Genomic DNA, 13750 nt, shown 5'->3' on the forward strand with positions numbered 1-13750 from the left:
CGGGTGATCCCCGCACCGGTGGCATGCCGGCGCCCGGGCCGACGGAGGCCCCCCGGGTGGGTGGCGTGTCCGGTCGGGCAGGTGGTCCGCGTACCGGTGTGTCCGCTCCGGGGCAGGCGGGGGACCCCCGTGCCGGTGACGTGCCGGCGCCAGGGCGGTCCGAAGCCCTCCGCAGGGGTGGCGTGCCCGGGCCGGTGGACGGCGCTCGTGCTGGTGTCGTTCCCGCGCCTGGGCGGGGGGACGACCGGGCGGGGGCCGGGGGCTGGAGTCCCCTGGGGCCCGCTCACCCCGCGCGTCCGGCGCCCGACCCCGCTCACTCCTGGGGGGCCGGAAGCGACGCGCGGCCGTTCGTGTCGTTCGGGGAGCCCGAACGGTTCGGGGAGCGGTGGCGTCCCCGTGTCGGGGCCCGCACCGTCGCCGCCGCTGCCTGCGTCGTACTCGGGCTCGGACTCATCGGCGGTGCCGCGACCGGGAGTTGGCTCACCGGGGACAACGGCGCGGACGGCGCCCAGAACGCTTTCGGCACCGCCCGGGCCCTCTGGCACAGCGTGCCCGTGGACGACCTGTTCCCGCCCACCGTCCAGGGCACGGGCGCGGGCCCCGGCGGCGCCGACCGCACCTGGACCCGGATCGCCGTCGCCCGGGACAGCGGCTGTGCCCACGCCTTCGACCCGCTGCTGCACGAGGCACTCGCCCCCGTCGGCTGCCAGCGGCTGCTGCGCGCCACCTACACCGACGCCACCCAGACCTACGTCACCACCGTCGGACTGCTCTTCACCAAGGCCGACCCCGCCGCGATGTCCGCGCTCGCCGCCCGCTTCCGCGACGAACACCTCGACAGCCGCGCCGATCTGATGCCTCGGCCGTACGCCGCCGCCGGCACGGTCGCCGCCGGATTCGGCGACCGGCAGCGGGCGTCGTGGACCGTCTCCGTGCTCACCGACGCCCCCGTCGTCGCCTACGCCGTCTCCGGCTGGGCCGACGGTCGTACCGTCGACACCCCCCAGCCCGCCGCGGACGCCGTCCGCTCCGGCACGACGACGGCACCGGCCCAGGCCGGCCTCGGCAACGAGGCCCAGGGCCTGGCCGACCGCGTCGAACGGCGGCTGCGCAAGACCGTCGGCACGGCCACGGAGAAGCCCTCATGAAGCACGCCGCCCAGGCGGCGGTGAGCCTGCTGCTCGCCGTCCCCCTCGCCCTGCTGCCGTCCGCCGCCGCCCACGCCGACGGCATCCGCGCCCAGCAGTGGGGCCTCACCGCCCTCCACCTGGACGAGGCCTGGCGGACCACCAAGGGCCGGGGCGTCACCGTCGCCGTCCTGGACACCGGCGTCGAGGCCGGCCATCCGGACCTCGCCGGCAACGTCCTGCCCGACAAGGACATGATCGGCTTCGGCTCCGGACCCGGCGATCGCACCTGGGCCCGGCACGGCACCGCCATGGCCGGGATCATCGCCGGGCACGGCCACGGCCCCGGCCGCACCGACGGCGTCGTCGGCGTCGCCCCCGAGGCGAAGATCCTGCCGGTCCGGGTGATCCTGGAGGACGGCGACCCCGCGCGCGCCAAGGCCCGCACCACCCGAGGCAACGCCCTGGCCGACGGCATCCGCTGGGCCGCCGACCACGGCGCCGATGTCATCAACCTCTCCCTCGGCGACGACTCGAACTCGGCCCACCCCGAACCCGGCGAGGACGAGGCGGTGCAGTACGCCCTGAAGAAGGGCGTGGTCGTCGTCGCCTCCGCCGGCAACGGCGGCGACAAGGGCGACCACGTCTCCTACCCGGCCGCCTACCCCGGCGTCATCGCCGCGACCGCCGTGGACAAGTACGGCACCCGCGCCGCCTTCTCCACCCGCCGCTGGTACGCGGCCGTGAGCGCGCCCGGCGTCGACGTCGTCATCGCCGACCCCGACCACAAGTACTACGCGGGCTGGGGCACGAGCGCCGCCTCGGCCTTCGTCTCCGGCGCGGCGGCCCTGATCAAGGCCGCCCGCCCCGGCCTCTCCCCGGCCCAGATCAAGAAGCTCCTGGAGGACACCGCGCGGGACGCCCCGGTCGGCGGCCGGGACGACTCCCGGGGCTTCGGCATGATCGACCCGGCGGCGGCCCTCAGGGCGGCCGCCCGCGTCCGGCCCCGGGACCTTCAGGCCGCGTCCTACGGCGAGAAGTACTTCGGCGCCGGCCCGGACACCCCCAGGGTCACGAGCGGCCCCTCCGACTGGGCGGCACCGCTCGCGGGCGGCGCGGGCGGTGTCCTGCTGGTGGCCGGGGTGATCCTGTGGCGGGGCCGCAGACACCCGGCCTGAGCCGCTACCCGGCGATGTACCCGATCTCCGGGTAGCGCGGCGAGGCACCGTGCAGCAGGTGCGCGGTGTCGGGGCGGCGGCGCAGGTGCAGGTCGAAGAAGGCCCGAACCGTGGCCCGTACGGCCGCCACCGCCCGGTCGGCGGGGATCGTGCCGGCCTGCAACTGCCGCCGCACCACCTCCGGTACCTGGGGCGCGACGGCCACGAGGTCCGTGTAGGAGTTGTGGTCGGCGTCCGCGAGTCGCAGGCAGCGGCGCCAGCCGCGCAGTCGCTCCCAGAACGGGTGCCAGGTCGGATCCTGGTCCATGCCGTCGTGAACGGCCGTGTCCATCAGCAGGAACGGCCGGTCGAGACCGTGCTCGACCACCGGCCCGTACAGCGCGCCGTCCAGGTCGATGCCGGCCCGCACCCGCTCGTCCAGGTACATGACGGCCGCCGACGCGGCACCGCCGCGGGAGTGCCCGAAGGCGCCGGTCCGCGTGAGGTCCAGGCTCCCGCACAGACCGCGGGGCAGCGGGCGCCGCCGTGCGTCGGGACTGCCGCCCCGGTTCACGACGGCCAGCTGGTCGAGCACGAACCGCAGGTCGTCGGCGCGCACCGCGACCGCCTCCGCCCGCCCGGCCGGGTCCGGCTCGGGGCGGGTCACGACGCGGCCGTCGGGGAACTCCACCTCGCCCGAGTCGTACGGGTGGTCCACCGTCACCACCACGTACCCGTAGGACACGAGGTCCTCGACGACGAGGGTGTTGAACGAGCGGTCCGCGGTGTAGCCCGGCGAGTACAGCAGCACCGGCCGGCGGCCCGGCCGGGCCGGCGCCCGGTCCGCGCTGTGCGTCCACGGCAGCGCGTAGCCGTCCACCGCGCCGCCGAAGCGGGCCTTCACCGCCCGCTCGGCACCGGACGGCAGCCACGGCAGCGGCGCGTGCCCACGTACGCCGGCGGCGGGGTAGTGCACGGTCACCATCAGCTCACGCGGTGCTCCCGTGCTCGACCGGGGTTCGGTCCGCGACCGGTCGACCAGGTGCAGCTCCACGGCGCCCACCGGCTCGGGCCCGGTCGGTCCGGCCAGCCGGACGGGTATGAGGCCGGCCGCCGAGGCGTGTGCGGGCGCCGACAGGGGGACGGTGGCGGCTGCGACGGCTCCGAGGCCGCCGGCCAGGAGGGATCGGCGAGTGGGGCGTACGGGAGGCACCGGGCTCCTTCCGCGGCCGGACTCGGCAAGGACCTCGCCGGCGCCCGGCCTGCTCATCGTCACGTCCCTTGCACGCTAGATCATCTGATCGGCCGTCGCTGGATCTTTTACGGCCGGACGCGATGGCTCATTCGTCGCCGAACACCCCTACCGCCGCCTTCGCCGCCGCCTCCACCAGCGAGATCCCCCGCGACTGGCTCGCCGTGCCGTCCGACAGCACCGCCACCAGGTACTCGGTCCCGTCCACCGTCACCCGGCCGATGCTGTTGACGTCCCACAACCCCGTCGTGCTGCGCGGCAGCCAGCCGTTCTTCAGCGCGCAGGAGTCGCCCTCGGCGGCGGCCGACACCCCCCACCGCTGATCCGGCTCGACGGACTTCATCAGCCCCTGGAGATACCGCCGCGAGGCCGCACTCAGCTTCGAGCGCTCCCCGAACACCTGCTGGAGAAGGACCAGTTGGTCCGCCGCGGTGGTCCGGGTCAGCCCCCACAGCCCACCGCCCCCGCCGGAGGTCTCCGTCAGCCCGAAGCGCTCGTTCGCCGCGTCCAGCCCGGCGGCCCGCCCGATCGTGTGCCACAGCGCCGTCGCGGACGCGTTGTCGCTGTTCTCGATCATCTTCGTGGCGTACGCCCGCTCCGGCGCCGTCAGCCGCCGGCCGGCGTCCTGGGCCTGGAGCAGCAGCGTGGCCAGGATGTCGACCTTGACGATGCTCGCCGTGTCGAAGGAGGCGTCGCCGTACACGGCGCTCTCCCCGGACCCGGGTGCCAGCACCGCCGCCGACACCCGCGCGCCGGGCGGCACCGCGACCTCCGCCATGGCGGCGCTCAGCCGGGCTTTCCGGTCCACCGTCGCGGGCTTCCGCACGGACGCCTCCTCTCCGGCCCCGGCCGAGGCGGTGGCCGTGGGCGCCGCCGCCGACGATACGGCCGCGGCGGCGGGGCGTGCCCGGCCCTTCACGCAGACCGTGCCGCCGGCGGTGACCCCGCCCACGGCGACGACGGCGAGGGCGGTGCGCAGCAAGGCACGGCGCCGGGGCGGGCGAGCGCGGCGGCCACGGGGGGCTCCGGAGGACTCCATGCCGCGATGCTCGGGGCGGCGGCTGTGCGCCCTGTCGGACGGAGCTGGGAGCCGGGTGAGGGAAGACCGGGATTCCTGTGAACGCGCCGGCACCGGCGCCCCCGGCCCCGGACGAGCCCGGCAGCCTGGCACCTATAGGGTCGGGGACCGTGGCGAACAAGAACATTCCCGACCCCGGCTTCTCCGACGACGACGGCTCCGCCGACCCCCGGCTGAGCGCGGCGCTGGCCGCCTGGGCCGAGGACCGCAGCGCTCTCGGGCCCGTCCTGGAGGCGCTCCGGGGCGCCCGCCTGCTGGTCCCCGTCGTCGCCGTGCTCGGCGAGGTGGAGGAGGACGAGAACGGCCTGCGCCGCGAGAAGACCAGCGACATGGCCGTACCCACCCTGAAGGCCGGCGGCCGCACCGCGCTGCCCGCCTTCACCTCCACCGACTCCCTCGCCCGCTGGGACCCCGCGGCCCGCCCGGTCGCCGTCCCCCTGCACCAGGCCCTCCAGGCCGCCGCGCACGAGAAGGCCGACACGGTGGTGCTCGACCTCGCCGGACCCGTGCCGTTCGAGCTGACCGGCCCGGCGCTGCTCGCCCTCGCCGAGGGCCGCACCAGCACCGACCCGCTCGCCGACCCCGCCGTGGTGGAGGCCGTCCGAACGGCGGTGGCGGCGGAGCCCGCCGTGCTGCGCGCCCACCTCGGGCCCGGCCAGGCCGACGGCACCCTCGCCCTCGTCCTCGACCCGGACGCGCCGCCCGCCGAGGCTGCCCGTGCGGTCGCCGGGCGGCTGGCGGCCGACGAGACACTGCGGGCCCGCCTGGTGCGCGGTCTCGACCTGGCACTGCTGCCGGCCGGGACCACGCCTCCGGGCGAGCCCCTGTACGTGAAGGAAGGGATCGGCCGTGGGGGAGCGGGTCAGCCGTAGACCGGGCCGGTGTACTTCTCGCCCGGCCCCTGGCCCGGCTCGTCCGGGACGATCGAGGCCTCGCGGAACGCCAGCTGGAGCGACTTCAGGCCGTCGCGCAGCGGAGCCGCGTGGAAGGAGCTGATCTCGGTCGCGCTCGCGTCCAGCAGACCGGCGAGCCCGGTGATCAGCTTGCGGGCCTCGTCCAGGTCCTTGTACTTCTCGCCCTCCTCGCTGAGCCCGAGCTTCACGGCGGCGGCGCTCATCAGGTTGACGGCGACCGTCACGATCACCTCGACGGCGGGGACCTCGGCGATGTCCCGGGTCATCGCGTCGAAGTCGGGAGCCTCGGAAGGCCCGGCAGGGGTGTCACTCATGCCCCACACCATAGGTGGTCGCGCCCGGCGCCCCTGAATTCGCCCTTGTCAAGCGATCCTGCTAACCTTGAGGACGACCGGCTGGACATGGTTGTGTCCGGCCCACAAGTGGAGGCTCCGATCTCCCACCCGACCGCCCTCCGGGACGGCGGGTCACCCGGTCAGGCGGCCGCCATCGTTCCGTACGGACGATGGAGTCGCCCGAAAGCGCGCCCCGCGGCATCGCGGCGGTGCTCCGGATCGTTTGGAGCCCCGCCTGTGATCGTCCGGGGCATTTTTTGTGCTTCGGCGCGGTTAGGTCTCACGAAAAGAGACGTTACGCGGCTGTCCGCCAGACCGCCGTGTGGTGCTACCGAGGAGGATCCATCAGCGCCGAGCCCCGCATCAACGACCGGATTCGCGTTCCCGAGGTGCGACTTGTCGGTCCCAGTGGCGAGCAGGTCGGCATCGTGCCGCTCGCGAAGGCACTGGAGCTTGCGCAGGAGTACGACCTGGACCTGGTCGAGGTCGCGGCGAACGCCCGTCCGCCCGTGTGCAAGCTCATGGACTACGGGAAGTTCAAGTACGAGTCGGCCATGAAGGCCCGTGAGGCGCGCAAGAACCAGGCGCACACGGTCATCAAGGAGATGAAGCTCCGGCCGAAGATCGACCCGCACGACTATGACACCAAGAAGGGTCACGTCGTCCGGTTCCTCAAGCAGGGCGACAAGGTCAAGATCACGATCATGTTCCGTGGTCGCGAGCAGTCCCGCCCCGAGCTGGGCTACCGACTGCTGCAGCGGCTCGCGGAGGACGTCCAGGACCTCGGTTTCGTGGAGTCGAACCCGAAGCAGGACGGCCGAAACATGATCATGGTCCTCGGTCCGCACAAGAAGAAGACCGAGGCGATGGCCGAGGCCCGCCAGGCGCAGGAGGCCCGCAAGGCCGAGGCGAAGGCGAACCCCGGCAAGTCGCAGAACCCTGCCGAGGCCGAGGCGCCGTCCGAGGAGCCGGCCGAGGCGTGATCCCGGGGGATGTACGTCCCGTACGTCCCCGAGGATGTAACCGAAAGATGAGAGCGACGCTCCACCGTGCCCGGTTTCACGACCGGGCACCGGAGCGCCACCGACGAGGAGATAACGGCGCTATGCCGAAGAACAAGTCGCACAGCGGTGCCAGCAAGCGCTTCAAGGTCACCGGCTCCGGCAAGGTGCTCCGTGAGCGCGCCGGCAAGCGCCACCTGCTCGAGCACAAGTCGTCCCGCGTCACGCGTCGCCTCACCGGCAACGCCGAGATGGCCCCGGGCGACGCCGCGAAGATCAAGAAGCTTCTCGGCAAGTGACGCGGCGGCGCGCTGAGCGCCGTGCGTCGGGACCGGGACCGAATCGATTCCGGGTCGTGTGAGGACCCCCACGACCCCGCTACAAGGAGTTAACAAGTGGCACGCGTCAAGCGGGCAGTCAACGCCCACAAGAAGCGCCGGGCGATCCTCGAGCAGGCCTCCGGCTACCGCGGTCAGCGTTCGCGCCTGTACCGCAAGGCCAAGGAGCAGGTCACCCACTCGCTGGTCTACAACTACAACGACCGCAAGAAGCGCAAGGGCGACTTCCGTCAGCTGTGGATCCAGCGCATCAACGCCGCTGCCCGCGCCAACGGCATCACCTACAACCGCTTCATCCAGGGTCTGAAGGCCGCGAACGTCGAGGTCGACCGCAAGATCCTGGCCGAGCTGGCCGTGAACGACGCGAGCGCCTTCGCGGCGCTCGTCGAGGTCGCGCAGAAGGCGCTGCCGTCGGACGTGAACGCGCCCAAGGCCGCGTGACGCCGCGCCGGCTCTGAGCCGACGCTCACCGGAGGACCCGCAGGCTGTTACGGCTTGCGGGTCCTGTCGTTGGGGCCTGCCGCACGTCGTTCGGCCGTGGGTCCGTCGTGGTCGTGCGCGCCCACGCGGCGGAGCCGCGTATCGACCGAGCCCCGCGCCCTTGAGGGGCGCGACAAGTTGCCGAAGGTAAAAGGATGCCCTCCGTCTCTCCCGAGCTGATTTCTCCCCGGTCCGCCCGTGTCTCCGCCGCCCGGCGGCTCGCCAAGCGGAACTTCCGGGGGAAGGACCGGCTGTTCCTGGCCGAAGGGCCGCAGGCCGTTCGGGAGGCGGCCGGGCACCGGGTCGACGGCGTCCCGACCCTCGTCGAGCTGTTCGCGACCGTGGAGGCCGCGGAGCGGTACGCCGACATCATCGGCGCGGCCCGCGACGCCGGCGCCCGGGTGCACCTGGCCTCCGAGGAGGTCATCGCCGACATCTCCACCACCGTGACCCCCCAGGGCCTGGTCGGGGTCTGCCGGTTCCTCGACACCCCGTTCGAGGACATCCTCGCCGCCCGGCCCACGCTGGTGGCCGTGCTGGCGCACGTACGGGACCCCGGCAACGCCGGCACCGTGCTGCGCTGCGCCGACGCGGCCGGTGCCGAGGCCGTCGTCCTCACCGACGCGTCCGTGGACCTGTACAACCCCAAGGCCGTGAGGGCCTCCGTCGGCTCGCACTTCCACCTGCCCGTGGCCGTCGGCGTCCCCGTCGAGCGGGCCGTGGCCGCGCTGCGGGAGGCCGGGGTGCGCGTCCTGGCCGCGGACGGGGCCGGCGACCGCGACCTGGACGAGGAGCTGGACCAGGGCACCATGGGCGGGCCGACCGCATGGGTGTTCGGGAACGAGGCCTGGGGGCTGCCCGAGGAGACCCGCGCCCTCGCCGACGCCGTCGTGCGCGTCCCGATCCACGGGAAGGCCGAGAGCCTGAACCTCGCCACCGCCGCCGCCGTATGTCTCTACGCGTCGGCCCGTGCACAGCGCGCCTCCGGAGGGTGCCGCTCCGTCACCGAGAGCTAGTAGGGTGACCAACGCGGGGCCCTGCGCCGTCTGAGAGGTGGGGTACGGGGATGAGTGTGGCCGGCACGAGCACCGCGCCGGAAGGACGGGACGCGCGGGGCGCGCCCGTGTCCCGGTGCGCCGGCTCCGGCGTCGATCCCGACCAGTTGCCCGACGGCCTCGTCGTCGCCGACGCGCACGGCCGCGTGACCTGCTTCAACGCCGCCGCCGCACGGATCACCGCGGTGCGGCCCGCCGACGCCCTCGGACAGTCCCTGGAGAAGGCGCTGCCGCTGGAGGACCTGGAGGGGCGCCGCTGGTGGCAGCTCACCGACCCCTACGGCGGACTCGCCATCCGGGTCCGGCAGCCGGAGCGCAACCTGCTGCTGCCCGGCGGCCGTGAGGTCCTCGTCTCCGCCCGTTACGTGCGCGACGCGCCGCTCGGGCCGGTGCGCAGCGTGGTCGTCTCCCTCCGGGACACCGAGGCCCGCCGCCGCACCGAGCGCAGCCACGCCGAGCTGATCGCCACCGTCGCCCACGAGCTGCGTTCGCCGCTGACCTCCGTGAAGGGCTTCACCGCCACCCTGCTCGCCAAGTGGGAACGCTTCACCGACGACCAGAAGCGGCTCATGCTGGAGACCGTCGACGCCGACGCGGACCGTGTCACCCGTCTGATCGCCGAGCTGCTGGACATCTCCCGGATCGACTCCGGCCGGCTGGAGGTGCGCCGCCAGCCCGTCGACATCGGGGCCGCCGTCTCCCGGCACATCCAGGCCTACGTCGCCGCCGGCCAGCCCGCCGACCGGTTCCTGCTGCGGATCGAGCAGCCGCTGCCCGCCCTGTGGGCCGACCCCGACAAGATCGACCAGGTGCTCAGCAACCTCATCGAAAATGCCGTGCGGCACGGCGAGGGAACCGTCACCATTGACGTCACGCCCACGCCGTCCCCGCGCGAGGGCGAGGAAACCGGCACGTCGGTCACCGTGAGCGACGAGGGGCCCGGCATCCCGGAGGAGTCCATGAACCGCGTCTTCACCCGCTTCTGGAGGGGCAGCAAGCGCGGCGGCACGGGCCTCGGGCTGTACATCGTCAAGGGCATCGTGGAGGCCCACGGCGGCACGATCACGGTCGGCCGGGCCGCCGGCGGCGGCGCCGAGTTCCGATTTACGTTGCCCGTGAGCGCGCCGGCGTATCTCGCCTAGCGGCCCACGGGCCCTTCGTCCACGTCCACCCCGTTAGACTCGGCCTTTGGCACCTTTGTGTCCTGCACGGCCCTCTACGCCGGTCACGGGGACCATCCGCCAGGGGGCACCTCCCAGCGTCAGCTGGGGGACTATCGGAAGCACGGGAAGAGATGTCGGCACCCAATAAGTCGTACGACCCTGTCGAGGTCGAGGCGTTGAAACCGGAAGAGATCGAGCGCATGCGGGACGAGGCGCTCGCCGCCTTCGCCGCCGCGGACTCCCTCGACGCGCTCCACGAGGCCAAGGTCGCCCACACCGGCCCCGCCTCCCCGCTGGCCCTCGCCAACCGCGAGATCGGCGCGCTGCCCCCGCACGCCAAGGCCGAGGCCGGCAAGCGCGTCGGCATGGCGCGCGGCGCCGTGAACAAGGCCCTCGCCGCCCGCCAGGCCGAACTGGAGGCCGAGCGGGACGCCCGTGTGCTGGTCGAGGAGGACGTCGACGTCACGCTGCCGTACGACCGCGTCCCGGCCGGTGCCCGCCACCCGCTGACCACGCTCTCCGAGCGCATCGAGGACATCTTCGTGGCCATGGGCTACGAGGTCGCCGAGGGTCCCCAGGTCGAGGCGGAGTGGTTCAACTTCGACGCCCTGAACATCGGCCCGGACCACCCCGCGCGCGGTGAGGCCGACACCTTCTTCGTCCAGGGGCCCGACGGCGGCGCCGACTCCGGTGTCGTGCTGCGCACCCACACCTCACCGGTCCAGATCCGTTCCCTGCTCGACCGCCAGCTGCCGGTCTACGTGATCTGCCCGGGCCGCGTCTACCGCACCGACGAGCTGGACGCCACGCACACGCCCGTCTTCCACCAGGTCGAGCTGCTCGCCGTGGACGAGGGCCTGACCATGGCCGACCTCAAGGGGACGCTGGACCACATGGTCCAGTCGCTGTTCGGCGAGGGCATGAAGACCCGGCTGCGGCCGAACTTCTTCCCGTTCACCGAGCCGAGCGCCGAGATGGACATGCTCTGCTACGTCTGCAAGGGCGAGTCCGTCGGCAACCCCGACCGGCCCTGCCGCACCTGCTCCAGCGAGGGCTGGATCGAGCTGGGCGGCTGCGGCATGGTCAACCCGCGGGTGCTCACCGCCTGCGGCGTCGACCCGGAGAAGTACAGCGGCTTCGCCTTCGGGTTCGGCATCGAGCGGATGCTGATGTTCCGCCACAACGTCGAGGACATGCGAGACATGGTCGAGGGTGACGTCCGGTTCACCCGGCCGTTCGGGATGGAGATCTGATGCGGGTCCCGCTTTCTTGGCTGCGGGAGTACGTCGACCTGCCGGCGACCGAGACCGGCCGTGACGTCCAGGCCAAGCTCATTTCGGCCGGTCTGGAGGTCGAGACGGTCGAGCAGCTCGGCGCCGACCTCAAGGGCCCCCTGGTCGTCGGCCAGGTGCTGACCATCGAGGAGCTGGAGGGCTTCAAGAAGCCGATCCGCTTCTGCACCGTCGACGTCGGCCAGGCCAACGGCACGGGCGAGCCCCAGGAGATCGTCTGCGGCGCCCGCAACTTCCAGGTCGGCGACAAGGTCGTCGTGGTCCTCCCCGGCGCCACGCTGCCCGGCGGCTTCTCCATCGCCGCCCGCAAGACCTACGGCAGGACGTCCCACGGCATGATCTGCTCCGGCGACGAGCTGGGCATGGGAGACGACGGCACCCACGGCATCATCGTGCTGCCGCCGGAGACCGAGGTCGGCAAGGACGCCATCGAGCTGCTGGAGCTGGTCGACGAGGTCCTGGACATCGCCGTCACCGCCAACCGCGGCGACTGCCTGTCCATCCGCGGTGTTGCGCGCGAGACCGCCATCGCCTACGGCCTGCCGCTGCGCGACCCCGCCCTGATCGACGTCCCGGCGCCGAACGCCTACGGCTACCCGGTCCAGGTCTCCGACCCGTTCGGCTGCGACCGCTTCACCGCGCGCACGGTCACCGGTCTGCGCCCCGAGGCACGCTCCCCGATCTGGCTCCAGCGCCGGCTCCAGAAGGTCGGCATGCGCCCGATCTCGCTCGCCGTCGACGTCACGAACTACGTGATGATGGAGCTGGGCCAGCCGCTGCACGCCTACGACCGGACCCTGGTCCAGGGCACCATCGGCGTGCGCCGCGCGCAGGAGGGCGAGAAGCTCGTCACCCTCGACGGTGTCGAGCGCACGCTGCACGCCGAGGACCTGGTCATCACCGACGAGCGCGGCCCCATCGGCCTCGCCGGGGTGATGGGCGGCGCCAACACGGAGATCGCCGACCACGAGATCACCGAGGACGGCGTCAACGGCACGACGGACGTGGTCATCGAGGCCGCGCACTTCGACGCCGTCTCCATCGCCCGGACGGCCCGCCGCCACAAGCTGCTCTCCGAGGCGTCCCGCCGATTCGAGCGGGGCGTCGACCCGCAGGCCGCCGCTGCCGCCGCGCAGCGCACGGTCGACCTGCTGGTCCTCCTCGCGGGCGGCACCGCGGAGGCCGGCGTCACCGAGATCATCGCGCCCTCGGCCCCGCACACCATCACCCTCCCGGCCGGCCACCCGGACAAGGTCGCGGGCGTCGACTACGGCCGCGAGACGGTCGTACGCCGTCTCCAGCAGGTCGGCTGCGACGTGTACGGGCAGGACGAGCTGCTGGTCACCGTGCCGTCCTGGCGTCCCGACCTGGCCGACCCGAACGACCTGGCCGAAGAGGTCATCCGTCTGGAGGGCTACGAGAACCTGCCCTCCACGCTGCCCAAGCCGCCCTCGGGCCGCGGTCTGACCCACCGCCAGCGGCTGCACCGCCGGGTCGGCCGGGCGCTGGCCGGCGCGGGCTACGTCGAGGCGCCGAACTACCCGTTCGTCAGCGAGCAGGTCTTCGACCAGCTCGGACTGGACGCCGGTGACCCGGCCCGCCGCGTCGTGAAGCTGGTCAACCCGCTCAGCGACGAGGAGCCGGCACTGCGCACCACGCTGCTGCCGGGCCTGCTCGGCGCCCTGCGGCGCAACGACGGCCGGGGCTCGCACGACCTCGCCCTGTTCGAGACCGGGCTGGTCTTCCTGCCGCGCGAGGAGTCGCACGGCGCCACGCACCTGCCCGTCGACCGGCGTCCCACCGACGAGGAGATCGCCGCGCTGAACGCCGCGCTGCCCGAGCAGCCCCGGCACGTGGCCGTCGTCCTCGCCGGCGCCCGCGAGCAGGCCGGCTGGTGGGGCAAGGGCCGTCCGGCCGACTGGGCCGACGCGGTCGAGGCCGCGCGCGCCGTCGCCCGGGAGGCCGGTGCCGAACTGGTCGTCCGCAAGGGCCAGTACGGTCCGTGGCACCCCGGCCGGTGCGCCGAGCTGGTGGTCGTCGCCGACGGCGCGGAGCAGGTCGTGGGTCACGCGGGCGAGCTGCACCCGCGGGTCCTCAAGGCCCTGGGGCTGCCGGAGCGCACGTGCGCGACGGAGCTGAACCTGGACGCCCTGGAGGCGGTGGGCGACGGCGTTCCGCAGGCGCCGAGCATCTCCACGTTCCCGGTCGCCACGCAGGACGTCGCCCTCGTCGTCGACAAGCCGGTGCCGGCGGCGGAGGTCGAGGCGGCGCTGCGCGAGGGTGCCGGTGAGCTGCTGGAGTCCATCCGGCTGTTCGACGTCTACGAGAACGCCGAGCAGCTCGGGGAGGGCCGCAAGTCGCTCGCGTACGCGCTGCGGTTCCGGGCCGCCGACCGCACGCTGACCGTGGACGAGGCCTCGGCCGCGCGGGACGCGGCGGTCGCCCTCGCGGGTGAGCGGACCGGGGCGGTGCTCCGGGGCTGAACGCCTGCGTCAGCTGCATAAATGCGGGCTGACCGACGGAAGCTCACTCGTTCGGGTGGGAAGTGAGGGTGATCC

13 protein-coding genes are annotated in these 13750 nt (G+C 73.4%); 10 read left to right on the forward strand and 3 right to left on the reverse strand.

Features of this window, described 5'->3' with window-relative positions:
* The first annotated feature begins 350 nt into the window (after positions 1–350).
* Together AB0946_RS16390 and mycP are read left to right on the forward strand one after the other, a co-directional pair.
* Positions 351–1148 (forward strand): hypothetical protein, encoded by a 798-nt coding sequence (locus AB0946_RS16390; protein ID WP_366761275.1) that lies wholly within the window; start codon positions 351–353, stop codon positions 1146–1148.
* Positions 1145–2305, forward strand: coding sequence for a type VII secretion-associated serine protease mycosin (gene mycP / locus AB0946_RS16395; RefSeq protein ID WP_366761276.1), 1161 nt, complete (start codon positions 1145–1147; stop codon positions 2303–2305). The genes AB0946_RS16390 and mycP overlap by 4 nt, the downstream gene beginning before the upstream one ends.
* A gap of 4 nt (positions 2306–2309) precedes the next feature.
* Here mycP and AB0946_RS16400 read toward each other — a convergent pair whose 3' ends face one another.
* Both AB0946_RS16400 and AB0946_RS16405 read right to left on the reverse strand, forming a co-directional pair.
* Entirely contained in the window at positions 2310–3497 is a 1188-nt protein-coding gene (locus tag AB0946_RS16400; RefSeq protein WP_366761277.1) for a lipase, read from the reverse strand.
* 127 nt (positions 3498–3624) lie between these two features.
* Positions 3625–4575 carry a serine hydrolase gene (locus AB0946_RS16405; RefSeq protein ID WP_366761278.1) on the reverse strand — a complete coding sequence of 317 codons (951 nt, stop codon included), beginning with the start codon at positions 4573–4575 and terminating at the stop codon, positions 3625–3627.
* 149 nt (positions 4576–4724) lie between these two features.
* Between AB0946_RS16405 and AB0946_RS16410 the strand changes: the two genes are divergently transcribed.
* On the forward strand, positions 4725–5486 hold the full coding sequence (locus AB0946_RS16410) for an SseB family protein (RefSeq protein ID WP_366761279.1): 762 nt from the start codon (positions 4725–4727) through the stop codon (positions 5484–5486).
* On the opposite strand, the gene AB0946_RS16415 is transcribed toward AB0946_RS16410, so the two are convergent.
* On the reverse strand, positions 5477–5842 hold the full coding sequence (locus tag AB0946_RS16415; protein WP_366761281.1) for a DUF1844 domain-containing protein: 366 nt from the start codon (positions 5840–5842) through the stop codon (positions 5477–5479). The two genes, AB0946_RS16410 and AB0946_RS16415, sit on opposite strands and share 10 nt — an antisense overlap.
* Positions 5843–6183: 341 nt before the next feature.
* On the opposite strand from AB0946_RS16415, the gene infC reads away from it, so the two are divergent.
* The 7 genes from infC (at position 6184) to pheT (ending at position 13675) form a co-directional block, all read left to right on the forward strand.
* Positions 6184–6846, forward strand: coding sequence for a translation initiation factor IF-3 (gene infC, locus AB0946_RS16420; RefSeq protein WP_030654735.1), 663 nt, complete (start codon positions 6184–6186; stop codon positions 6844–6846).
* 122 nt (positions 6847–6968) lie between these two features.
* A complete protein-coding gene (gene rpmI / locus AB0946_RS16425; RefSeq protein WP_004933563.1) occupies positions 6969–7163 on the forward strand; it encodes a 50S ribosomal protein L35 in 195 nt (64 codons plus the stop codon).
* Between the two features lie 96 nt (positions 7164–7259).
* Entirely contained in the window at positions 7260–7643 is a 384-nt protein-coding gene (gene rplT / locus AB0946_RS16430) for a 50S ribosomal protein L20 (RefSeq protein WP_014671645.1), read from the forward strand.
* 194 nt (positions 7644–7837) lie between these two features.
* A complete protein-coding gene (locus AB0946_RS16435; protein ID WP_366761282.1) occupies positions 7838–8698 on the forward strand; it encodes an RNA methyltransferase in 861 nt (286 codons plus the stop codon).
* 50 nt (positions 8699–8748) lie between these two features.
* Positions 8749–9879, forward strand: coding sequence for an ATP-binding protein (locus AB0946_RS16440; protein ID WP_366761283.1), 1131 nt, complete (start codon positions 8749–8751; stop codon positions 9877–9879).
* Between the two features lie 152 nt (positions 9880–10031).
* Positions 10032–11153: a phenylalanine--tRNA ligase subunit alpha gene (pheS, locus tag AB0946_RS16445; protein WP_366761284.1), complete on the forward strand. Its 1122-nt coding sequence runs from the start codon at positions 10032–10034 to the stop codon at positions 11151–11153.
* Positions 11153–13675: a phenylalanine--tRNA ligase subunit beta gene (pheT, locus tag AB0946_RS16450; RefSeq protein ID WP_366761285.1), complete on the forward strand. Its 2523-nt coding sequence runs from the start codon at positions 11153–11155 to the stop codon at positions 13673–13675. The genes pheS and pheT overlap by 1 nt, the downstream gene beginning before the upstream one ends.
* Positions 13676–13750 lie beyond the last annotated feature (75 nt).

It is taken from the genome of Streptomyces sp. NPDC046870, assembly GCF_040704595.1.
GTDB lineage: Bacteria > Actinomycetota > Actinomycetes > Streptomycetales > Streptomycetaceae > Streptomyces > Streptomyces argyrophylli.